Annotated in this window: 24 protein-coding genes; 6 read left to right on the top strand and 18 right to left on the bottom strand. The window is 30.3% G+C overall.

Going from position 1 to position 22,101, the window contains the following annotated elements; genetic code table 11:
- The first annotated feature begins 81 nt into the window (after positions 1–81).
- Complete coding sequence (locus PTZ02_RS03435; RefSeq protein ID WP_274226417.1) at positions 82–1,896, top strand: urease accessory protein UreH domain-containing protein; 1,815 nt, start codon at positions 82–84, stop codon at positions 1,894–1,896.
- 149 nt (positions 1,897–2,045) lie between these two features.
- Positions 2,046–3,320, top strand: a complete 1,275-nt coding sequence (locus tag PTZ02_RS03430; RefSeq protein WP_274226416.1) for a hypothetical protein — start codon at positions 2,046–2,048, stop codon at positions 3,318–3,320.
- Between the two features lie 37 nt (positions 3,321–3,357).
- Here PTZ02_RS03430 and PTZ02_RS03425 read toward each other — a convergent pair whose 3' ends face one another.
- Positions 3,358–4,272, bottom strand: coding sequence for a DMT family transporter (locus tag PTZ02_RS03425; protein ID WP_274226415.1), 915 nt, complete (start codon positions 4,270–4,272; stop codon positions 3,358–3,360).
- Between the two features lie 164 nt (positions 4,273–4,436).
- Between PTZ02_RS03425 and PTZ02_RS03420 the strand changes: the two genes are divergently transcribed.
- Positions 4,437–4,895 (top strand): hypothetical protein, encoded by a 459-nt coding sequence (locus tag PTZ02_RS03420; protein WP_274226414.1) that lies wholly within the window; start codon positions 4,437–4,439, stop codon positions 4,893–4,895.
- A 49-nt stretch (positions 4,896–4,944) separates the two neighbouring features.
- Here the strand turns inward: PTZ02_RS03420 and PTZ02_RS03415 are convergent, their stop codons facing one another.
- The 8 genes from PTZ02_RS03415 to PTZ02_RS03380 form a co-directional block, all read right to left on the bottom strand.
- Complete coding sequence (locus PTZ02_RS03415; RefSeq protein WP_274226413.1) at positions 4,945–6,315, bottom strand: sensor histidine kinase; 1,371 nt, start codon at positions 6,313–6,315, stop codon at positions 4,945–4,947.
- Positions 6,315–7,004 carry a response regulator transcription factor gene (locus PTZ02_RS03410; RefSeq protein ID WP_274226412.1) on the bottom strand — a complete coding sequence of 230 codons (690 nt, stop codon included), beginning with the start codon at positions 7,002–7,004 and terminating at the stop codon, positions 6,315–6,317. Before PTZ02_RS03410 ends, PTZ02_RS03415 begins: the two co-directional genes overlap by 1 nt.
- Before the next feature lie 150 nt (positions 7,005–7,154).
- The gene (locus PTZ02_RS03405; protein ID WP_274226411.1) at positions 7,155–8,426 is read right to left on the bottom strand and encodes a replication-associated recombination protein A; all 1,272 of its coding nucleotides are present in this window, start codon (positions 8,424–8,426) and stop codon (positions 7,155–7,157) included.
- 34 nt (positions 8,427–8,460) lie between these two features.
- The gene (locus PTZ02_RS03400) at positions 8,461–8,994 is read right to left on the bottom strand and encodes a DUF7010 family protein (RefSeq protein WP_274226410.1); all 534 of its coding nucleotides are present in this window, start codon (positions 8,992–8,994) and stop codon (positions 8,461–8,463) included.
- 17 nt (positions 8,995–9,011) lie between these two features.
- The gene (locus PTZ02_RS03395; RefSeq protein ID WP_274226409.1) at positions 9,012–9,560 is read right to left on the bottom strand and encodes a GNAT family N-acetyltransferase; all 549 of its coding nucleotides are present in this window, start codon (positions 9,558–9,560) and stop codon (positions 9,012–9,014) included.
- Positions 9,561–9,578: 18 nt separating this feature from the next.
- On the bottom strand, positions 9,579–10,349 hold the full coding sequence (locus PTZ02_RS03390; RefSeq protein WP_274226408.1) for a methyltransferase domain-containing protein: 771 nt from the start codon (positions 10,347–10,349) through the stop codon (positions 9,579–9,581).
- 225 nt (positions 10,350–10,574) lie between these two features.
- Positions 10,575–11,117 (bottom strand): GNAT family N-acetyltransferase, encoded by a 543-nt coding sequence (locus tag PTZ02_RS03385; RefSeq protein ID WP_274226407.1) that lies wholly within the window; start codon positions 11,115–11,117, stop codon positions 10,575–10,577.
- A 13-nt stretch (positions 11,118–11,130) separates the two neighbouring features.
- Positions 11,131–11,544 carry a hypothetical protein gene (locus PTZ02_RS03380; RefSeq protein WP_274226406.1) on the bottom strand — a complete coding sequence of 138 codons (414 nt, stop codon included), beginning with the start codon at positions 11,542–11,544 and terminating at the stop codon, positions 11,131–11,133.
- A gap of 199 nt (positions 11,545–11,743) precedes the next feature.
- Here PTZ02_RS03380 and PTZ02_RS03375 point away from each other — a divergent pair, with 199 nt between their 5' ends.
- On the top strand, positions 11,744–12,112 hold the full coding sequence (locus PTZ02_RS03375) for a hypothetical protein (protein WP_274226405.1): 369 nt from the start codon (positions 11,744–11,746) through the stop codon (positions 12,110–12,112).
- A 55-nt stretch (positions 12,113–12,167) separates the two neighbouring features.
- On the opposite strand, the gene PTZ02_RS03370 is transcribed toward PTZ02_RS03375, so the two are convergent.
- The 6 genes from PTZ02_RS03370 to PTZ02_RS03345 form a co-directional block, all read right to left on the bottom strand.
- Complete coding sequence (locus tag PTZ02_RS03370; protein WP_274226404.1) at positions 12,168–12,962, bottom strand: ABC transporter ATP-binding protein; 795 nt, start codon at positions 12,960–12,962, stop codon at positions 12,168–12,170.
- On the bottom strand, positions 12,937–13,854 hold the full coding sequence (locus PTZ02_RS03365) for an ABC transporter permease (RefSeq protein WP_274226403.1): 918 nt from the start codon (positions 13,852–13,854) through the stop codon (positions 12,937–12,939). Before PTZ02_RS03365 ends, PTZ02_RS03370 begins: the two co-directional genes overlap by 26 nt.
- Entirely contained in the window at positions 13,854–14,840 is a 987-nt protein-coding gene (locus tag PTZ02_RS03360) for an ABC transporter substrate-binding protein (RefSeq protein WP_274226402.1), read from the bottom strand. The genes PTZ02_RS03365 and PTZ02_RS03360 overlap by 1 nt, the downstream gene beginning before the upstream one ends.
- 240 nt (positions 14,841–15,080) lie before the next feature.
- Positions 15,081–15,488, bottom strand: a complete 408-nt coding sequence (locus PTZ02_RS03355) for a HutP family protein (protein ID WP_202767410.1) — start codon at positions 15,486–15,488, stop codon at positions 15,081–15,083.
- Between the two features lie 82 nt (positions 15,489–15,570).
- Entirely contained in the window at positions 15,571–17,151 is a 1,581-nt protein-coding gene (locus PTZ02_RS03350) for a putative ABC exporter domain-containing protein (protein WP_274226401.1), read from the bottom strand.
- Complete coding sequence (locus PTZ02_RS03345; protein WP_274226400.1) at positions 17,152–17,850, bottom strand: ABC transporter ATP-binding protein; 699 nt, start codon at positions 17,848–17,850, stop codon at positions 17,152–17,154.
- 199 nt (positions 17,851–18,049) lie between these two features.
- Here PTZ02_RS03345 and PTZ02_RS03340 point away from each other — a divergent pair, with 199 nt between their 5' ends.
- Positions 18,050–18,562 (top strand): ECF transporter S component, encoded by a 513-nt coding sequence (locus PTZ02_RS03340; protein ID WP_274226399.1) that lies wholly within the window; start codon positions 18,050–18,052, stop codon positions 18,560–18,562.
- Between the two features lie 188 nt (positions 18,563–18,750).
- Positions 18,751–18,990, top strand: coding sequence for a hypothetical protein (locus PTZ02_RS03335; protein ID WP_274226398.1), 240 nt, complete (start codon positions 18,751–18,753; stop codon positions 18,988–18,990).
- 58 nt (positions 18,991–19,048) lie between these two features.
- On the opposite strand, the gene PTZ02_RS03330 is transcribed toward PTZ02_RS03335, so the two are convergent.
- The 3 genes from PTZ02_RS03330 to PTZ02_RS03320 are packed head-to-tail and all read right to left on the bottom strand — an operon-like array spanning position 19,049 to position 22,095.
- A complete protein-coding gene (locus PTZ02_RS03330; protein WP_274226397.1) occupies positions 19,049–19,864 on the bottom strand; it encodes an acetyl-CoA carboxylase carboxyltransferase subunit alpha in 816 nt (271 codons plus the stop codon).
- Positions 19,865–20,749 (bottom strand): acetyl-CoA carboxylase, carboxyltransferase subunit beta, encoded by an 885-nt coding sequence (gene accD / locus PTZ02_RS03325; RefSeq protein ID WP_274226396.1) that lies wholly within the window; start codon positions 20,747–20,749, stop codon positions 19,865–19,867.
- On the bottom strand, positions 20,749–22,095 hold the full coding sequence (locus tag PTZ02_RS03320) for an acetyl-CoA carboxylase biotin carboxylase subunit (protein ID WP_274226395.1): 1,347 nt from the start codon (positions 22,093–22,095) through the stop codon (positions 20,749–20,751). The genes accD and PTZ02_RS03320 overlap by 1 nt, the downstream gene beginning before the upstream one ends.
- Between the last annotated feature and the right edge of the window lie 6 nt (positions 22,096–22,101).

Genomic DNA, 22,101 nt, shown 5'->3' with positions numbered 1-22,101 from the left:
CAACTTTTTTATATACTTATTACATTATTATGTAAGTTTTATAGAACTAATTCTATATTGCTTAGTAATTAGGAGGATTTTATGAGTATTAGACGTGAGAAAATTAAAGTATATGAAATGACCTGCTCATCTTGTGAAAATAGAGTTGAGAAAGCTCTTATGAAGTTAGATGGTGTTTCGTATGCCAAAGCAAATTATAGTAAACAGTTTGCGGAAATTAACTATGATGATGAACTGTGCAATCTAAGTAAAATAAAAGCTGCTATTAAAAAAGCAGGCTATAGTACAGAAAGTTCAAATGACTATAAATTTATTGGAATACTTATTATAGCTGCTGCCATAATATTACTTGGCTTCAGAACAAGTGGTTTTGATATGGAAGCTAAGCTCGCTAATGCTTCTTATGCTGTACTTTTCGTGGTTGGTATTCTTACTTCAATTCACTGCGTTGGTATGTGTGGAGGTATAATGCTGTCACAAAGCTTAATTAAGGAAAATAAAAGCAAGCTTCAAGCCACTATTCCTGCACTTTTATATAATGGAGGAAGAGTTGTTTCCTATACTATCTTAGGAGGAATAATAGGAGCCCTTGGCTCAGTTTTTTCTCTTTCCATTACTACTAAAGCAATAATGCAAATAATTGCTGGTGTCTTTATGATAATGATGGGCTTTAATATGGCAGGCTTCAGTATTTTTAGAAGATTTAATATTAAATTACCTAGTGTAGCCTGCAAAGTTAAAAATAAATCTGGTTCCCCATTTATAGTTGGACTTTTAAACGGGCTTATGCCTTGTGGTCCGCTTCAAACCATGCAGCTATTTGCACTAGGTACCGGAAGTGCCTTTAAAGGTGCCTTATCAATGTTTGTTTTTTCTCTAGGAACTGTACCTCTTATGTTGACTTTTGGAGCATTATCAGGACTTTTAAGTAAGGGATATACTAAAAAAATACTTAAACTTAGTGGAGTTTTAATTATAGTACTTGGTCTTATTATGGGAAACAGAGGTTTCACTTTAGCAGGTATTAATCTTAATCCACTAACTGCACTTAACAAAGATTCCAATACTCTACTAGCTAGTTCAGGTGGTACTAATTCCAATGTTGCTAAAGCTACCTTACAGGATGGAGTTCAGGTAATAAAGATGACTGCAGATAACAATGGTTATACCCCAAATGCATTTTATGTTCAAAAAGATATCCCAGTTAAATGGGTCATCGATGGAAAGCAGATTAACTCCTGTAATAACCAAGTTGTTGCTCAAGCTCTAAATGTTGAAAAGAAATTAAAAAGCGGTGAAAATGTTATAGAGTTTACACCTAAAGATAAAGATATAAACTTTAGCTGTTGGATGGGAATGATAAGAGGAGTTATAAAAGTTGTAGATAAATTAGATACAGTTGATACTTCAAAATCAGATCCTTCTATTCCTCCTGCAAGTACAGGTCCTAGCTGTTGCGCTGGCCCAGTAGCTGATGGTTCATCTGGTCCTAGAAAACAATTTGACTTTAATGGTACTGAAATTACAAATGTTCCAACTGAAAATATAGTAAAAAAAGCCACTGTAGTTGGAAATTATCAAACTGCAACATTTACAGGTAAAGAAAAGAGTCTTGAACCACTAGTTATCGTAACTGGTAATACATCAAAAACAAAAATCTCCTTTGACTTAAGCGCCTTTAATAATGCTAATGGTGAATATGAAATCTTAAATGCACAAAACGGAGATAAAGTTAGCTCCTTTACCGGCAAAAAGGGAAAAAATGAAATTGAGTTTAATTCTAAGGAAATTGGACCTTTTGCAATTGTAAAAGATAATGTTATCTTAGGTATTATTGAAGTTACTGATGATTTAAAGGCAGCTGATACTGATCAAATAAGAAATAAATATTTCTAAAAAATATCTTAATACACAATAAATTTATTTATTTAAAGGAAAAGGCTTATTCAAGTCTTTTCTTTTTAGTTTATTTATATAAGTAACGGTAGTATTATTAAAATATGTAAAACAGTTTAACTAAATTTAAAATCTGAAAGGGATAGGCTATGGAATCTATTAATTTATCTACATTGGTAAAGGCATATAAGAATGATTTAGAATCAGTTTATAACACTTGGTTTATCGAAAATGAAACTAGAATGAAAGCATTTAGATCTATTAGAAGAGGTGTTATATCAGTAATTGAGTCTATTAAAAATAATACTTTTGGAAACGACTTTAAGGGTTCTCCTCTAGAATTTGTATTGAATTCAATAACAGAGCAAAAGCAAATCTTCCAAGGCGCTGCACACCCATTTTATTGGAAGCCTAAACTTAGAATACCTGATATATATGAAAATGAGAGAAATAAAAAAATATTTGGTGAGTTTCTTGAATCTTGCCTATCTGCCACTAGTTCTGAAAAACTAATAAAAGAAATAATTAAACTAGATAGCTACAAAATTAAAGGGCTCGGTCCAGCAGTGGCAAATATTCTTTACTTTCTACATCCAACACTTATGCCACCCTTTAATACTGCAATGGTTAAAGGCTTCAATGCAATTTTTTCTGATAAAATGAAACTTGGTTCCTGGAACGATTATTTACAAATGCGCGAAATTATTATAAATACGAATTCAGAACTCAATCCGCTACTTTCAAAAGATTTAGGTGCACTCTCTGGTCTATTATTTGACGTAGGTGTAGGTAAAATTTCTTTAGGTGACGATTGGGAATTATCACTTAAGTTTGAAAAAGAAAAACTAGAAAAATCCTTAATAAAACGTCATAAAGAAATTGAAAATGAGCTTAAGGAAGAATCAGAACATCTTGAAGTCCAATTTTTATTAACCGAAATAGGGAGAAACTTAGGCTATGAGGTTTTTGTAGCTATTAATGATCGGACTAAATGTCTTCATGGTAAAAGTCTTGAGTTTATTACAACTCCAACTCTTCCACCTTTAGATCTTCCTAAAGAGGTAATAAAAACAATTTCACTTATCGATGTTATATGGATAAATAAAAATACGAATGAGATTGAATGTGCATTTGAAGTTGAGAAAAGTACATCTATATATTCTGGAATTTTAAGATTGGCGGACCTGGCATCATCAATTGGCACAGAAAAAAATCAATATAATTTCTTTCTGATAGCCCCAGATTCAAGAGAAAAAGAAATAATAGCTCAATTAAAACGTCCATCTTTTAAAAATCTTGATTGTATTACATTAAGATATATATTATTTTCTCATTTATATAAAAATAGGGATTCTTTATGTACATTTGGTGATGATTTTACAATATTATTTAAAATTGCAGGAATGGTTAATAATTGTGATTAATATTCAAAAAGCAGAAACTACATTTGTTTCTGCTTTTTTATTCTCTATTAACACTCCAAATACCTAAACATACTAAAATAAGCGCAATTACATTCTTAACTTCAAATATATTTTCGCCTAAAAACATAGATGAAAATAGCGCTCCAAAAATTGGAGTTAAAAAATTGTAAATAGATACCTTACCTACCTTGTTATATTTTAATAATAAGTTCCATAAAGAAAATGCTATTGAGGATAATAAAGCTAGATAAAGTAATAGTGATGTAGATTCAAATGTAAAGTGATAAACTCTTCCTCCAAAAGCTGCCCCTAAAGATATTAGCATAAGCCCTCCAATAAAAAGACTATATCCAGTTACTATTATTACGTCTAGCTCTTTAGTAAGTTTTTTAGCATAAATCGCTGCTACTGAAGATACAAATGCTGATATAACAATAAATCCTTCTCCCATAAAACTAAAAGAAAAATCTAGTAAACTCGAACTAAAGTTAACAATCATCACTCCTATAAAGCCCACAAGGCAACCTATTATCTTTCCCCTACTTAATTTATCATCCTTATAAATATAATGAGCCAATATGACACTAAAAAATGTACCAGTTGCATTAAGTATTGCACTTTTAACTCCAGTAGTATTTGCAACCCCCACATAGAAAAATATGTACTGTAACATAGTCTGAAGTATTGAAAGTATAATCAAGCTCTTAATACTCTCTTTTGATAGCTTGAACACTTTTTTCCCAACCATTCCTGAGAATATAAGTAAAACCATCCCCGAAATCGTAAATCTATATCCTGCAAAAACATATTTTGATGCAATATCATTTGTAGCAATATTAAAAAGTATATATCCACTTTTTACTCCTGGATAGGCACTTCCCCATAATATACAACATACAGCTGCTATACATCCTACAATCTTCCAATCTGTATAATTTCTTTTATTCTCCAAGCTTACTCAAGTCCTTTCATCATATAAGTCAACATATAAACTATATCATAAAATCAAAAATTTTAGTGACACAATACTGTCACATTTTTCACTTAAAATTATATTGCTAAATAATATGCTTTTGTAGTTTTTATTACGCAAATAATTAACAAAGGAGGTAACCAATGCAAGTAAATCAAGTGTCACAATTAAACCAGTTACAAGGACTTATGAATTTAGGTGATTCTGATTCAAGTGTTAGTGATTCCAGTTCATCATTTCAAAATTTACTTGAAGAAATGCTATTAGATAATACATATAACAATCAAGCAAAGCAAAGTAATACTACTGGTACTTCACTAGAAAACACTAGTCCAACTCAAGCAAAAAGTTCTACTAGTGGAATTAATAATTTAGCTATTGATCCTCAGAAACTTATGTTAATGATGTTATCAATGCAGAATTCTAATTCTAGTGATGACAGCTATGGGGATAGTAGTGATGATTCTGGAATGTCTGGTTCTAATGATAGTTCAATGCAATTGATGGAAAGTTTACTTCAAACTGCATTACAAAATCAACAAACCAGTTCAAGTAGTGAAACAAAAGATTCTCTAGCACTTAACGAATCAAAAGTTCTATAAAAGAAAGTGTTGTAAAAAGCATATTTTATTAGCTCTTTACAACACTTTTTTATAACTCTTTGTTAAATGATATGATAAATTTAGTTCCTTTACCCTCTTCACTTTGAACTTCAATAGTAGCCATATGAAGATCAAGTATGTTTTTTACAATAGTAAGTCCTAATCCACTGCCCTCAATTTCGTGCCTACTTTTATCACCTCTATATAATCTTTCAAATATAAACGGTAAATCTTCATTCTTAATTCCAACGCCATCATCCTGAATTTCTACTACAATATTTTTGCTATCTTCATACATATCTATAGCTATATGTCCATCTTCCTTAGTAAACTTAATTGCATTCGATATTATATTTATAAATACCTGCTTAAGTTTGTCCTTATCTCCAGTTAATTGATAGTTTTGACCTTTCTTTATGTAATAATTAAATGTAATATTTTTATTTGTTGCAGCCATATAAAAATCTTCATAAACACTTTTTACTATGTCATCTAAATCTATCTTTTCAAAATTACACTTAATACTTTCTGACTCAAATTCCTTTAGAATATTTAAATTATTTAATAGTCTTCCGAATCTCACTACCTCATCATTTAAATAATTAAGCCTTTCAGTAGATACAGGAAATACTCCATCAATCATCGCTTCTAAGTTATTTTGCAATACATTAAGAGGCGTTCTTATTTCATGTGATATATCAGATACCAATCTTCTTCTAAGCATATCTTGGTTCTTTAACTTTTCAGCTAGAATATTAACACTTTCTCTAAGATTCTCTAACTCCTCAATATTACTCTTTACTTCTGAAATTTTATCAAATTTTCCCTTTGATAATCTAACTGACATATTTGCAACTTGCTTTATTGGGTTAGAAAATTGTTTTGAAAAATAAAGACTAATTACTATAATAATTATTAACGTTAGAATTCCACTAGAAATCATACTTCTATTTATAGAGTCCTTAAAGTTCAGATCTTCTTCTGATAATAATATTGATGAATATTGTCCGATATCTACATAACCAACAACTTTATTCTGAACTTTAATCGCAAATCTATTTGTTGTATATACTCCGCTATTTTGCGTTGGCATTGAACTTAAATGTATATTATTTTTTATATCATTTGCATTCATACCCCATATGGTCTTTTCATTACTATCAAGCAAGGTTAAGCAATAATTGCCCATATAGGCTTCATGCATTAATTCAATTCCAGAGCTTTCATCCCACTTACCATCTCTTTTATATATCTCTTCAAAATAAGATACAATTCTCTCGTACCGTTTATTTTGAGTATCTAACATATAGTCATTAAATTTTTTGTTTATGGTAATATTTACAAAGGTTATAATAAGTAAAATTGCTATTATTGAACATATAACAAATAAAATACTTAATCTTTTTCTTATACTCTGCACTAATTTTCACCACCAAATTTATAACCTACCTTCATCACTGTGATGATATACCTAGGTTTTTTAGTATCTTCTTCTATTTTCTTACGTATATTTTTTATGTGAACGTCAATGGTTCTATCATAACCATCAAAATCTTCTCCACCTATTTTATCAATTAATTGCTCTCTTGTTAAAACTTTTCCTTTATTTATTGCTAATGAATACAATATATCAAATTCATTAGGAGTGAAAGATACCTCTTCTCCTTTTAGCTTTACAGACCTTTTTTCATAATCAATGCTTAAATTGCCATCATCAAAACATAGGTTTGTGTCTTCTTCAACTGTTAATATAAGTCTTCTAAAAAGTGCATTTACTCTTGCTGTAAGTTCTCTAGGACTAAAAGGCTTAACTAAATATTCATCTGCCCCTATATTTAGCCCCTCAATTTTTTGATTTAATTCTCCCTTGGCTGTAAGCATAAATATATATACTTGAGATTCTTCCCTTATTTTCTTACAGATTTCTTCTCCACTTATATCAGGAAGCATTAAATCTAAGATTATAAGTTTAAAATCTATAGTTTTAAATAACTCCAGTCCCTTAAGCCCACTTGCCACGCAATAAACCCTATAACCATCCTTCTCCAGATATGCTTTTAACACTTCTGATACTTTTTCTTCATCCTCTATAATTAATATGTTATTCATATAATTTCCACCTCAAAATTTTTAGGAATAATACTTATTATACCAATAACTTTTAAAGATATTGTGAAGATTTAAAATAATAATAATAATATATCTTATATTATAATAAGCCACTAAAGTATTTTAATTAACCTTAGTGACTTAAACTAATTATTCTTTCTTTATTCCATCCCAATATCTTTTAATGCTTCCTTCAAATTTGTTTTCACCAGCTTCATAATACTTTGCATCTTTTAAACTGTCAGGTAAGTATTGCTGCTCTATATAATGATTAGGGTAACTATGAGGATACTTATATTCTATTCCTCTTCCTAAGGATGCAGCACCTGCATAATGAGCATCTTTTAAATGAATAGGTACATCTCCTACTTCTACATTATCTAAATCCTCTAACGCTCTTCCTATGGCCATAACTGCGGAATTAGATTTTGGAGCAGTTGCAAGTAAAATAGTTGCTTCTGCTAATGGAATCCTTGCTTCCGGAAATCCAAGCATTTGAGCACTATCTACACAAGCCTTAACTATAGAAATACCTTGTGGATATGCTAACCCAATATCTTCCGCCGCAATAACCATTAATCTTCTACATATAGAGATTAAATCTCCCGCCTTAACTAATCTAGCTAAATAATGAATTGCTGCATCCGGATCACTTCCGCGAATAGATTTTTGAAATGCACTTAATATATCATAATGGGAATCCCCATTAATATCATAATTTAATATCTTCTTTTGAACAGAATCTGCTGCTACTTCCCTATCAATTAGTATTCTTCCTTCTCTATCTGGATTAGTTGAATAAAGTGCTACTTCTAAGCCATTAATAGCTTTTCTTACATCTCCATTTGAAGAATCTCCTAAAAATTCATAAGCCTCATCTGTAATTTCAATTTTAACACCATGGTAATCTTCTTCGGCAAGTACTCTTGCTCTTTTTAATGCCTCAATTATATCATCTTTCTCTAGAGGCTTAAATTCAAAAATTGTGCTTCTGCTTAATATCGCCTTGAATATATAATGAAATGGATTCTCTGTAGTAGATGCAATTAATGTTATTCTTCCATCCTCTATAAACTCTAATAAAGACTGTTGCTGCTTCTTATTGAAGTTTTGAATCTCATCTAGATATAATACTACCCCAGACGTACCCATTAAGGTATCTAAGTCTGCTACAATTTCTTGAATATCCTTTAATGATGCATTAGTAGCATTTAATTTATAAAATCTTTTATTGGAAGTTTCAGCTATAATATTTGCTACAGTAGTTTTCCCTACTCCAGGTGGTCCATAAAATATCATATTAGAAATTCTATTACTTTTAATTATTCTACTTAAAATCTTACCTTCTCCAAGTATGTGCTTTTGTCCAAAGACTTCATCAATTTTCCTAGGTCTAACCTTGTCAGCTAAAGGTTTATACATCAAAACCCCTCATTTCTTTATCTAGTTAAGTAAATTATAAAACAAATCTTTTATTTTCGGCAACTAAAGAAATGCTAAATAATAGTTCGACTATAATCATAATTGCGGCTAAGATATACGGAGGAAAATTATTTCCTAAAATCAATGCAATAATAGGTATTATTATAGAAAATATCATATAACTTTTTGATTTATATAACCAGCTATATGGAAGCAAATGTGCACCAAATATCATTGCGATTACCATTAACATTTTCTCTGGAACTGTTGGATAAACCCACATGGCAATAAGTAAATATAGTATTTGATTCAATGAAAATAGAACCCCTAGTTTGGTTAGTGGATTATCTTTATTTTGAAAATCTACTTTAATAATCTTTGAAACAAAAAATGCTAATGGTAAAAGTGGTGCTGTACAACAAAAGGTTAATAGATTTTTCGTTAAAATTGGTAAACTAGATAAATGTATAAATAGTAAAGCCCCCCAAATAAAAACGGATGCTATAATAAAATGTAATCCCTTCTTCTGCTTAATGCTACAATCTTCTCTTAACTCTTCTAAATTCATCAAGTATCCCCCTTATATTATTTAAACCATTCTTCTTTTAATAATCTGTATTCTACTCTATCTAAAAGCTGAAAATTTAATAACACATGTTGTTTAAACTCAGCTTCCTTAATCATTCCTAATTTTTTCATCACTTTTTCAGAACCTACATTTTCTGTTACACATCCAGTTTCAATTTTAATTATATCTTCTTGACTAAAGGCATAACTTATAACTTCTCTAGCTGCTTCTGTTACAAATCCTTTTCCCCAAAACTTAGGTAATATAAAATACCCTAAGTTTACTACCTTCCCCTTCAACGAATTGATAGTTATTGTATATCCTATCTCTCCAACATATTCATTGGTGGCTTTAATTATTATCCCAAAGAAAAACTTAGCTCTATTTTCTAAATTTGCCTCCTTAATTGCTTCGTACAGATTTTCCATAGATTCATCTAGAGTGTGTGTTTTAATTTCAGGTAAATAATACATAGCTTCATCATTTGAAATTAAGCTATGTAGTGAATTTATATCCTCTTCTATATGATCTCTTATTATCAATCTTTCTGTTTCTAGTTTTATCATAATATTTTTATTCCTAATCTATTTTCTTGCTATAAAAAAGAACCTTGGAAATCTAAAAATGATATTTCCACTTTTCTGTGTTGGATATTCCTCAACTACTCTATCATAAATATCCTTCTCAAAAGCTTCTTTTTTCTCGTCTGAGAGTTCATCTAAGTATGGTCTTAATCCAGTTCCCCTATACCACTCTATTATCTCCTTATGGGATTTTAAGTTGTGAAAGTATATAGTTTCCCAAATTGAAAACTCAGAAGAGATTTCTGATAATAAATCAAAATATTCTCCTTGCGTTAAATTGTAGAAAATTCTATGATTTTTAAATTCGTCTTTCCACTTTTTATTTGTTGATACCTCTTCAATTATGTTATGAATTGGCTCATTATAATTCATTGGTGTTTGTACTGCTAATACACCGCCTTTTTTAATCAACCCAATAAGATTTCTTAAAAGTTCATTATGATTAGGAATCCATTGTATACATGCATTAGAAAACACAATATCAAAATCATCACCAAGTTTTGATAAATCTTTACTTGCATCACATATTTTGAAATCTATTTCTGGATAATCTCTTTGTGCAGCCTCTATCATATTTGAAGAACTATCAATTCCCAAAATATATGAATCATGAAATCTTTCTTTTAAAACTTTTGTACTATTACCAGGCCCACAACCTATATCGATAATTTTTCTAGGATTATTAACCATAATTCTATTAACTAAATCAATTGCTGGTTGTGTTCTTTCATTTTTAAACATTAAATACTGATTTGAATTCCAATCTACCATAATGTCGCCCCCAATTTTATAACTTCTTATTTACTACTTTCTTTTACCGTGCCATTTCTTTATATCTACTTTCAGCAGCATTAATTGCTTCTATTCCTGCTTTGCATAAGGCATTGATTCCCTCATAGTTAAATATCCTTCTAATCCCTTAGGAGAATATTTAGATAATACATCTGCAAATGGTGGGTTCCACTTTAATTCTTCTTTATAATATTTAGTATGTTATCATGACTTTTCATATCTTAACTCCCATTCTTCCTTTGATATCCCCATATCATATAGATTCCAATAGCCATTTGATGCTTTTCTTGAGTTCTCCATAAACTTTTCTTTCTTAAACCCTACTTTCTCATAGCATTTAATGGCTCGTATATTAAAATCAAATACACCAAGTGTTATTTTCTTAAACCCCATTTCTTCAAATCCAATTCTCAAAACTTCATTTAATGCTTTTGCTCCAATTCCTTTTCCTCTGACTTTTTCTTCTCCAATTAAAAACCTACATACTCTTCCTACTTTATTTACTTTATCTGTTTCTCTAAGCTCTATGGTTCCAATTACTTCATCCCCGTCCCCAATTATTTTATATATAAAAGCATTTGAGTCTTTCCTTTGAACTTCATTAAAATAATGGTCTTCTATCTGAACAATAGTTATGGGATAAGTATAGGACGGTCCTGCCCATTGTAATAAAAAGTCTCCGGATTTATCTTTATTCCAGTCTACAATTTTATAAAAATCATCTTTATTCATCAATTCAAGCTTCATAATATTTGACTCCCTATTCACCCAATTTCCTTTTTAAATCGGATACATATATGCCCTGCATCTTATTTAAATTCATAAATATGTATGACAATAATGCTATTATTGGATTTTTTATAAATATATTTTCCTTAAAAATTATCTTTGTTCCACCATTTTCAACTTCAAAAAAATAACCTGTCCAAAAACCAGTAAACATTTTATTTTCCATATTAAACTCATATTCTTTAAATTCTCGCTTCTTTGTTATTTTAAATCTTGTAGATGTACCTTTTTTGTTATATTCAATAAATTCCTTACCATTGTTAAATATTTCAATTCCTTCAATGTCACTTCTCCATTTAAAATCCCTATTATTCGTTACTACATTCCAAACAGATTTAACATCTGAACTTAAATATGCAATAATTTCAGATTTACGTTCTCTCATAAATACCCCCCTAATTTATATAAACAAAATTGATCTTTAAGTAACCTTAATTAAAAAATCAACTTATTTAAATTATATATAAATACAAAACTTAATTCAAATTTTTAACATAATTATTAAATTGTTTCCTTGTAAAATATTGAAATAAGTTTTTTTATATTATATAATAAGTTAAAGTAAATTAGTTGGGGTGTTTGTTATGGAAATTTCAAAATCTAAGCAATTATTAAAATGTCTATTTGCTGGTATTGTATGGTTTCTTATTGCTATTGGTATAGGTTATCTAATTATACGTTTTACAGGATATAGTTTTAAAGATGTTCTTTTTATGGAGGGAATTCTATTAATAATTATCGGTGCACTGTCATCTATAGGCGGCAATCCTATGGGCTTATCTCTTCAATCTATGGGACAGGTAAATTCTCAATATGTAAGCAATGCAAATCTTGAAGTTACAAAAAAAGAAAAAAATAGTTATAGTGTTAAAACTACATTAAGCTTTGGAATAAGTATGATAGCTTTGATTATTGGTGGAGCCTTTTCTATACTTCTAAGTTTTGTTATTTAAATTTTAAATATAAAACAACCCCAAAAGGTATTACTCCTTTTGGGGTTATTTTTATTTAACTAAACAAAGTTCTATCACTAAGACCATCTTTAAGATGGACTTTTTCAAATAAACCAATTAATTTATCTGTATCTAAAGATGCTTTTTCTTCGCCTTCTACATCTATAACCACATTACCCTCATGCATCATAATTAGCCTATTACCTGATGAAATAGCATGATTTAAATTATGAGTAACCATTAATGTAGTAATTCCTTTTTCTTTAACTATATCTCTTGTTATCTCCATAATCTTTTCAGAAGTTTTAGGATCTAATGCTGCAGTATGCTCATCTAACAATAAGAGTTTTGGATTTGACATAACTGCCATTAATAGTGTTAATGCTTGTCTTTGGCCTCCTGACAAAAGTCCTACCTTGGTATGAAGTTTATCCTCAAGTCCTAAGTTTACTTTCTTAAGAAGTTCTTTGAAATATCCTTCTCTTTTTTTATCTATTGCAAAGGTTAGTCCAAATTTTCTTCCCTTATTATCTGCCATAGATAAATTTTCAAGAATTGTCATGTTAGGTGATACACCCATAGAAGGACTTTGATAAACCCTTCCAATAAGCTTAGACCTTTTATATTCAGGGAAATTAATCATTTCCTTATTATCGATAATAATTGAACCTGAATCTCCATCTAAACTTCCACCAACTAGGTTCAAAAGAGTACTCTTACCAGCGCCATTAGATCCTATTATAGCTACAAAATCTCCTTCATTTACTTCAAAGTTAAAGTTTTCGAATACACTATGCTCATTTACAGTATTCTTATTAAAAATCTTACATAGATTCTTGACTGCTAACATTCAGAACGGCACCACCTTTCATTGATTTCTTCCTTTTAAAAATCAAACCTTTATTGTTAATAGTTAATGCAATAATAACAATTAATGCTGTCACTAACTTTAAATCATTTGGTGATAATCCTACCTGTAGTGCTATAGCAACCACAGATTTATAAACGATAGCTCCAAAGATAGCTAAGGTAGTTATCTTAATAAAACTTACCTTTTTAAGAACTGATACACCAATAATTACAGATGCTAACCCCATAACTACTGTACCTGTCCCCATACCTACATCTGAGAACCCTTGATATTGTGCTGTTAACGCTCCTGCTAATGCTACTAAGGCATTAGAGATCATAAGGGCTAATATTTTTACATTGTCTGAATTTATTCCTAATGAAGTAACGACTTGTTCATTATCTCCAGTTGCAATTAATAAAAATCCTCTTTTTGTTTTTAAAAAAAGATCAATTGCTAATTTTGCTATAATCACAAAAATCAATATGATTATTATTGGTGCAAAATTTAAATTTCCAATCATAAGCTCTTTTTCTTTAAAAATATTCTTGAATGTAAAAAGTGGAATATTTGACTTTCCCATAATTCTTAAATTCATAGAATAGAGACTTATCATTATAAGTATACCTGAAAGTAAACTGTCTATTCTCAATTTAACGTGTAATATACCTGTGAAAAATCCTGCTACTGCTCCTGCTGCTAAGGCTATAAATACAGATAATATTGGATCCATTCCCCTTGATAAAAGTGCTGCACAAACTGCAGCACCTAAAGGGAACGACCCATCAACGGACATATCCGGGAAATCCAATATTTTGTATGTTATATAAACACCAATTGATACAAGGGAAAATAAAAACCCTTGTTCTAATACATTAAGTACTAAAGACATTAATTAACGCCTCCAGTTACCTTTTCAGCATCCTTTAAAATATCATCTGGTATTGTTATTCCTAATTTCTTAGCAGCATCAGTATTTATTGTAACTTTTAAATCAGTGAAGTATCCAACTTCTATATCTTGTGGCTTTTTACCACCTAAAATATCTGCAGCTTTATAACCTGCTTGTTTACCTAATTCATAATAATCAATTCCTGCTGTAACTAGTCCACCTTTTTCTACTACTGCAGATTCTGCTCCAAATATAGGAACCTTCTTTTCAAGACATCTTTTTCCTACTAGATCATAAGAAGACGCAATAGTATTATCTGTTGGTGTATATAGTACATCTATAGAACCTAAAATTGAGTTTAAACTTTGATCAATATCATTTACGCTAGTAACCCCAGCTTCTTTAACAGTTAGTCCAACTTTTGCTGCTTCTTCTTTTAAGGTTTTTACTTGAACCATTGAATTAGCTTCTGAAGTATTATATATAACTCCTACAGTTTTTGCATTTGGGAGTATTTTCTTTAAATATTTAATCTGGTCACCAATTGAAACATAATCTGATGTTCCAGTAACGTTTGTACCAGGTTTTTTAGCATCCTTAACTAAACCAGCATCTACAGGGTCTGTAACTGCTGTAAAAACAATTGGAATATCCTTAGTTGAATTATACGCTGCTTGCGCTGTTGGTGTTGCAATAGCTAAGATTAAATCTTTTTTATCGCTTACAAATCCTTGCGCGATAGTATTTGCCGTAGAAATATCTCCTTGGGCATTTTGATAGTCAACAGTTATATTTTTACCATCTTCATACCCTTTTTCTTTAAGAGCATCTAAAAAACCCTTTCTAGCAGAATCCAATGCAGGATGTGCAACTATTTGTGTAATTCCAATTTTCTTTTTTGCTTCTTCTTTTTTGCCGCAAGCAACTAATGATGTAACTGCCAATAGTGAGCATAAAATTAGAGCAATTTTCTTCTTTCCTACCATACTTCCATCTCCTTTTTAATTTTACAAATAAAATAAAGTTATAATTAATATTTATCAATAATTTACTACAAATTCTACTAAACAATACAACATAACTACTGATTTATTGATAATATATCATTTAAAATATATTATCATACTTCACACTTTTTGTAAATAAAATAATGCCCATAATTTCTTACATTATGGGCATTATTTCTTCCAAAACTTACATTCTATTATTCCAAATATTAATTTATATTACCTTGGTATTGCTCTGTGTCCAAGTCCAATTACAACTTCATTTAAATGAAGTAATCCTATACTTAAAAATATACAGACACTTAAATGTTCACCAGCAGTTGCAATACCAATTTTTCCGCCAATATTTTGACTGCTGGCCTTTGCAGATACCTCCATTATAGCATCCCTACAAGCTCCTATCACTGCTCCTTCATGCAGATGTTCATCTCTTATTAACCCACATCTTTTTGAGGCAACTAAGGCTCTTTCTAATATTTTTTGTATTGAGCTATTAATATTTCCTCCAATATCAACTGCACAAACTTTTGCTCCTAATTTTTCAAATTCTTCTCTTAACTTACCTTCTTCATCTCTAGCTGAAATAGCCATTCTTGTAGCAAACTTTGCTACTTGTACACTATCCATATTAACCCTCTTTTCTTCTGATGTACTAATGTTAGTATATCAGAAATTATGATTTTAGATTAGTACTTTTGACTCTTTTTCTTTATTCTAATTCACAATTATTAAGCACGCCTTTAGCAAATTGAATAATAATGAAGGAAACTAATACATTCCAAATTAAGAAAGAACAATATATTGCATAGTGACCTAAGAAGCTAAGAGTATTTGATATTACTACCGCAGCAATTATTCCTGGTAAAATATATACAAAAATACTTACCATCATTAAAATTCCTTTTAGAGAGTTAGAAGCTAAACTACCAAATAATCTATAGTTGAGTACACCTCCATAAATAAATACAAATCCAAAGGATACGTAAACTGCTATACATAATATTATTTCAAAAGGATTTGCGAGTAACAACACTCCTGCAAGTAGGAAACTCAATGTTCCATCTACAAGAAACTTAAAAGAGGATGCTAGAGTTGCCCAAAACACCTTACTTTCTTGAGTATCTGGAATCAAAAATATATATGGTTTTGACATTTCCGTGTGAATCTTTGTTCCAAAGGAACTTATGGCTGAAAGATAAGCATAAAAATATAGTAATGGTGTTATTTCACCAACATGCATAAACTTCCCAAAGATAAATGCACATACAACCATAAAACCTGTATACAAATTTATTACCCCGAAACCAGTTTTTCTATATTCTAAAAGATGTCTATAGAAAATAGCCTTTCCATAGGAAGCAGTATATTCTGAATCTATTTTCCTTATCTTTCTTTTACCCTTTCTACCATATTGAAATTCCTTTGCATTTATTTGCTTGGTTTTTAATTTTAAAGCATCTTCTTTAAGCTGAGCATCATCTAATACATCCTCATAATAATCAAGTTTCATATAATAAAGTATAGTTAATATAACTCCAATTAATAAGATGTTTAGTGTCAAATATACGAAGAATATACTGTTTATACCTACTATAGATTCATATATCATACCTTTATACCATCCAACTAAAGGTATGTAATTAATAATATCATTATTATAAATTCCAACTACTATTTCTAATGCTTTAGATTTATCCGGTAGTATTTTTATTCCTGTGAATAAAACTATAATAACTGCAATTCCCTTAAATAAATATGATAGTATATTTTTAAGGCTTGGATAAATAGAACATAGACTATATAAGAAAATGGATATTACTGTTACTGTAATAAAAAATAATCCTATCGTAACTAATAGCCCTACTATTCCTGCACCAGTGATACCTAAATTAACCCTTAAGTTGGGTATCTGATATAATAAGAACACCATGAAAAACAACGTAGAAGATATACTTTTAATAAATTCATAGATTAACATATTTTGTGGTCTTATTGGAGCAGTAAATGCAAAATTTACATCACTCATGTAAAAATGTGACGACCTTTTATTTAGGCCATTAATTAATGCTAGTAGTAAAATTCCAATTATTCCTATTGTACCAAACGCTACAATATATTTAGCGGATATATTACTTGGGATATTCCTACTCCCTCCTTTGGCTGAAACTACAAAGGTAAATATTAGAAATCCCACAATTATAATCATGGGTATTAACTTTGAAGGCTTCTTTCTTAGGTCTAAAATAAAGTTAATAAGAGATTTTCTTAATAAATATATTAGCGCCTTCATTTAGTTACCCTCCGTAAACTCAAAGAAAATGTCTTCTAAACTTTCCTTCTCCAACTGGAATTCATTTTTAGATTTTGATAAAACAATCTCTCCATTCTTCATTAATATTATTCTATCCCATAACTCCTCAACACTGTCTAGTAAATGCGTGCTTACTATAATAGTCACTCCTTGATTTTTTAATTCAAGTAAGTGATTTTTAAGTTCTTTAATCGCTTTAGGATCTAATCCTATTAATGGCTCATCAAATAAAATCACCTTAGGATTAGTTAATAATGCACACATTATGCTTACTTTTTGCTGCATCCCTTTTGACAACTCTTGTCCTAACTTTTTTCTCTTATCAGTCATATCAAATTTTTCTAGTAACAGCTCCGCATGCTCTTTATAATTTGATATACCATAAGCTTTAGCAATAAAATGCAGATGTTCATCTACTGTTAATAATGGATACATGGAAGGGATTTCTGGAACATAATTAAAAAGTCTTTTTCCCTCAATAGTCTTATTATTCTTTCCACATATGGTTATTTTTCCTTCGTATCTCAAAAGTCCTGCAATTGATTTAATTATTGTTGATTTTCCTGCACCATTAGGGCCAACTAAAACTGCTATTTCCCCTTCTCCTACTTTAAAATCAATATTTTTGATTGCCACGAACTTACCATATTTCTTTGTTAGGTTGTTAATCTCAATCATCTTATACCTCCATAAATACCATAACTTATTATTAAAATATTTCTACATATTTCCTATAATTTACATAGTGACATTATATCACACTTGCTACTTTTTTAGTAAATATTTATAGTTTTTGCCATATCTAAATAAGGTATTTACAAATCCAAAGACAACTTGTATACTGGTGTATATACACTTGAATTATAGGAGGAATACTATGCAATCTAAAATTAAAAATATGATTTATGCAGCATTACTTATAGCAATATCTATTATAATTCCTTTATACTTTGGATTTTTAAAGGTTGTAATTGGTCCATTCACAGCTACTATAGCTTCGCATGTACCATTATTTATTGCAATGTTAATTAGCCCGGCAGTTGCATTAGCTGTTGGTCTTGGATCAGCCCTTGGTTTCTTTATAACTTCACCATTAGTTATTGCAGCAAGAGCATTAATGCATACTGTCGTAGGTGGTGTTGGAGGATACTTAGTTAAGAGAAATGTTCCATTCAAATATGTTATTTTAATTACTGCTCCAATCCATGGAACTTTAGAAGCTCTTGCAGTAATTCCATTTGGATTTACAGTATATAAGGTTTTAATAGTGGTTGGTGTAGGAACAATAATCCATCACTTTGTTGATGGTGCAATTTCAGTAGCTCTAGCTAAAGCACTTTCTAAAAGTTCAGTATTGAATTTAGATAATAAAAAAGGAACTGCAGCCTAAAATTAATAAATAATTACTAATACATATCAAAACAGGAGTTTTTAAGCTTCTGTTTTTTTATTTATTTATTTCTTATTTTAATCTAATATTTTCAATCATTTTGTTACTATTTTATTTTGTCCTATTGGTTAATTTGCATTACTTATGTTATAATCAAGCTGTTATTACTTAGAAAAGGGGAACTAATGATGTTAGTATACGTGATTCTTGTAGCACTTCTACTTTTTGATGTTTACAATGTTTATAAAGGAAAGAAAAGTAAAGACGATTTTTTAAAGCTTTCTTTAGCACCATTGCTTGAATTATTGGCATTAATGGCGCTTTATGACCTAGGTTACATAAATCAGATTACTGCTGGTGTTTTAATTATCCCAATAGGAGCTTACTATTTCTATCAATCAAGTAAAAAGAGAAGAGAAAAAAAATAAAAATTTAAAGGTGCATTTCAATGATTTATTTATCATTAAAATGCACCTACTTTTATCTCTAATAAAAATTTCCCATTGCTCTAAACTTATTATAACGAGCTTCTAATAGTTCTTCTGTATTCATTTCTCTTAATGCTTCAAGCTCAGGAAGTATTTTTCTTTTTAATCTCCAAGCCATTTTCTCAGGATTAATATGTGCTCCTCCAATTGGCTCTCTTATAACTTTATCTATGATTCCAGAATCTAATAATTCTTGTGCAGTTATTCCCATTACTTCTGCCGCCTCTTTAGAACGACTAGCATCTTTCCATAGAATTGATGCAAATCCTTCAGGTGTAAGTATAGAATAAATAGCATTTTCAAGCATGAATACTCTATCTCCAACTCCTAATGCTAATGCTCCTCCACTTCCACCTTCCCCTATAATCACAGAAATTATAGGTACTTTTATATCAAACATTTCTTGAAGATTTTGAGCAATTGCATATCCTTGGCCTCTTTCTTCTGCACCAATACCTGGATAAGCCCCAGGAGTATCTATTAAGCAGATGATAGGTCTCTTAAACTTTTCTGCCTGTTTCATTAATCTAAGAGCTTTTTTGTACCCCTCTGGATTAGGCATACCAAAGTTTCTTTCAATATTTTCCTTGGCATTATTTCCTTTTACTATTCCAATAATGGTTATATTTATACCTTCAATTTCACCGATTCCTCCAACTACTGATTTATCATCCGCAAAGGCTCTATCTCCATGAAATTCTATAAAACTATCACATATGTTGTTTATATAATATAAGGCATTAGGTCTATCTTGCTTTCTTGCAATCTCAACTCTTTCCCAAGCCGTTAGTTTTTTAATAGGCTTTCTCTCCATTTACTTCACCTCATGCAGTTTCAGTATTTTTGAAAGGGTTTCTTTAAGTTCTTTTCTATTTATAATGCTATCAATAAATCCCTTTTCTAATAGAAACTCTGCTCTTTGAAAATTCTTAGGAAGTTCTTGATTAATTGTATTTTCAATTACTCTTCTTCCTGCAAAACCTATAAGTGTACCTGGTTCACTAAGGATAATGTCTCCTTCCATTGCAAAGGATGCAGTAACCCCTCCTGTAGTAGGATCAGTTAAGAATGCAATATATAGTAAGCCTTTTAATGAATGTCTCTTAAGAGCACCACTTATTTTTGCCATTTGCATAAGAGAGAATATTCCCTCTTGCATTCTCGCTCCACCTGAAGTAGTAAAAATGATTAAAGGTAGAGATTCTTCTGTAGCTAGCTCTATTAATCTAGTTATTTTTTCTCCAACTACAGTTCCCATGCTTCCCATCATAAAATTAGAGTCCATAACCCCAATTGCAACCTTCATGCCATCTATTTTACAAGTTCCAGTTATAACTGCTTCTTTTATAGATGCTTTTTCTTCGGCTTTAACTAACTTTTCCTTGTACCCTTCAAAGTTTAGTGGATCCACACTAGTAATATCACCAAAAAACTCTTCAAAGGTTCCTTCATCTGCCACTAAGTTAAGTCTATACTTTCCATCTATTCTAAAGTGATAGTTGCACTTATTACATACTCCAATATTTTTTTCAACATCTTCATTATAAAGAATTGCCCCACAATCTGGACACTTACACCACATACCATCAGGTATAGTTGGTCTTACTTCACTTGCTTTAATCTTTCCTTTTTCATCTTTTTTAATTGGTACTGATGAAACAGTGATATAGGTTCTCTTTTTAAGTAGCCCCTCTAGCATTATTCAATCACCAACTTTTCTTTTAAGAATGAAGTATCAAAATTTCCTTTAACAAAATCCTCATTCTCTAATATATCAAATTGAAAATCAATATTATTACTTACTCCACCTATAGCAAATTCACCAAGTGCTCTTTTCATTCTCATTATCGCTTCTTCTCTTGTTTTACCATGAACGATTAGTTTTCCAATCATTGAATCATAGCAATGAGGAATCTTATATCCTCCATATATAGCTGAATCTACTCTTACACCAAAACCACCTGGAAATATAATTTGTTCAATAGTGCCAGGACATGGTCTAAAACCTTGGCTTGGATCTTCTGCATTTATTCTACATTCAATAGCATGGCCTTTTATTACAATATCTTCTTGGTTAAAATCTAATGGGATACCATAAGCTATTTTAATTTGCTCTTTTACTAAGTCTATCCCTGTAACCATTTCTGTAATTGGATGCTCAACTTGAATTCTAGTGTTCATCTCCATAAAATAGAAATTTTTATCCTTATCAACTAAAAACTCAATTGTTCCTGCATTTTTATAATTTACAGCTTCAGCTGCCTTTACTGAGATTTCTCCCATTTTAGCTCTTAATTCTTCATCTAAAATTAATGATGGAGCTTCCTCAATAACTTTTTGGTTTTTTCTTTGAATTGAACAATCTCTTTCTCCAAGATGAACTACTTTTCCGTGCTCATCTGCAAGAATTTGAAATTCTATATGTTTTGGTCCTTGTATATATTTTTCAATATATAGTCTGTCATCGCCAAAACAAGTTAAAGCTTCAGCCTTTGCAGTATTATATCCATTTAAGAATTCGTCTTTATTAAAGGCTATTCTTATTCCTCTTCCACCACCGCCGGCAGCAGCTTTTATCATAACTGGATATCCTATTTCTTCTGCAATTTCTAAAGCATGATTTTCATTTTCTATTATTCCTTCAAATCCTGGCGTTATAGGAACTCCTGCTTTTCTCATAGTTTCCCTCGCAACAGCCTTATTTCCCATAAGCTCAATTGCTTCATAATCTGGTCCTATAAACTTTATATTACATTCAGCACACATTTTCGCAAACTTTGCATTCTCTGAAAGAAAGCCAAAGCCAGGATGAATTGCTTCTGCACCTGTTAAAACGCAAGCGCTTAGAATATTTTGTATATTTAAATAACTATCTTTCGCAGCTGCTTTACCTATACAAACAGCTTCATCAGCTAATTGAGTGTGTAGTGCATCTTTATCTATTTCAGAATATACTGCTACAGATTTAATTCCTAACTCTCTACAAGCTCTAATGATTCTTACTGCTATTTCTCCTCTATTTGCTATTAGTATTTTCTTAAACATACTCTC

The organism is Clostridium sp. 'White wine YQ', assembly GCF_028728205.1.
GTDB lineage: Bacteria > Bacillota > Clostridia > Clostridiales > Clostridiaceae > Clostridium_T.
The sequence above is the reverse complement of the archived record's forward strand: the minus strand, read 5'-3'. Positions and strand labels throughout refer to the sequence as shown.

Bases quoted from the DNA above. Each gene is read 5' to 3' on its own strand.
- PTZ02_RS03435 (WP_274226417.1), top strand. From the start codon at position 82: ATGAGTATTAGACGTGAGAAAATTAAAGTATATGAAATGACCTGCTCA.
- PTZ02_RS03430 (WP_274226416.1), top strand. From the start codon at position 2,046: ATGGAATCTATTAATTTATCTACATTGGTAAAGGCATATAAGAATGAT.
- PTZ02_RS03420 (WP_274226414.1), top strand. From the start codon at position 4,437: ATGCAAGTAAATCAAGTGTCACAATTAAACCAGTTACAAGGACTTATG.
- PTZ02_RS03410 (WP_274226412.1), bottom strand. From the start codon at position 7,004: ATGAATAACATATTAATTATAGAGGATGAAGAAAAAGTATCAGAAGTG.
- PTZ02_RS03405 (WP_274226411.1), bottom strand. From the start codon at position 8,426: ATGTATAAACCTTTAGCTGACAAGGTTAGACCTAGGAAAATTGATGAA.
- PTZ02_RS03400 (WP_274226410.1), bottom strand. From the start codon at position 8,994: ATGAATTTAGAAGAGTTAAGAGAAGATTGTAGCATTAAGCAGAAGAAG.
- PTZ02_RS03395 (WP_274226409.1), bottom strand. From the start codon at position 9,560: ATGATAAAACTAGAAACAGAAAGATTGATAATAAGAGATCATATAGAA.
- PTZ02_RS03390 (WP_274226408.1), bottom strand. From the start codon at position 10,349: ATGGTAGATTGGAATTCAAATCAGTATTTAATGTTTAAAAATGAAAGA.
- PTZ02_RS03385 (WP_274226407.1), bottom strand. From the start codon at position 11,117: ATGAAGCTTGAATTGATGAATAAAGATGATTTTTATAAAATTGTAGAC.
- PTZ02_RS03380 (WP_274226406.1), bottom strand. From the start codon at position 11,544: ATGAGAGAACGTAAATCTGAAATTATTGCATATTTAAGTTCAGATGTT.
- PTZ02_RS03375 (WP_274226405.1), top strand. From the start codon at position 11,744: ATGGAAATTTCAAAATCTAAGCAATTATTAAAATGTCTATTTGCTGGT.
- PTZ02_RS03370 (WP_274226404.1), bottom strand. From the start codon at position 12,962: ATGTTAGCAGTCAAGAATCTATGTAAGATTTTTAATAAGAATACTGTA.
- PTZ02_RS03365 (WP_274226403.1), bottom strand. From the start codon at position 13,854: ATGTCTTTAGTACTTAATGTATTAGAACAAGGGTTTTTATTTTCCCTT.
- PTZ02_RS03360 (WP_274226402.1), bottom strand. From the start codon at position 14,840: ATGGTAGGAAAGAAGAAAATTGCTCTAATTTTATGCTCACTATTGGCA.
- PTZ02_RS03355 (WP_202767410.1), bottom strand. From the start codon at position 15,488: ATGGATAGTGTACAAGTAGCAAAGTTTGCTACAAGAATGGCTATTTCA.
- PTZ02_RS03350 (WP_274226401.1), bottom strand. From the start codon at position 17,151: ATGAAGGCGCTAATATATTTATTAAGAAAATCTCTTATTAACTTTATT.
- PTZ02_RS03345 (WP_274226400.1), bottom strand. From the start codon at position 17,850: ATGATTGAGATTAACAACCTAACAAAGAAATATGGTAAGTTCGTGGCA.
- PTZ02_RS03340 (WP_274226399.1), top strand. From the start codon at position 18,050: ATGCAATCTAAAATTAAAAATATGATTTATGCAGCATTACTTATAGCA.
- PTZ02_RS03335 (WP_274226398.1), top strand. From the start codon at position 18,751: ATGTTAGTATACGTGATTCTTGTAGCACTTCTACTTTTTGATGTTTAC.
- PTZ02_RS03330 (WP_274226397.1), bottom strand. From the start codon at position 19,864: ATGGAGAGAAAGCCTATTAAAAAACTAACGGCTTGGGAAAGAGTTGAG.
- accD (WP_274226396.1), bottom strand. From the start codon at position 20,749: ATGCTAGAGGGGCTACTTAAAAAGAGAACCTATATCACTGTTTCATCA.
- PTZ02_RS03320 (WP_274226395.1), bottom strand. From the start codon at position 22,095: ATGTTTAAGAAAATACTAATAGCAAATAGAGGAGAAATAGCAGTAAGA.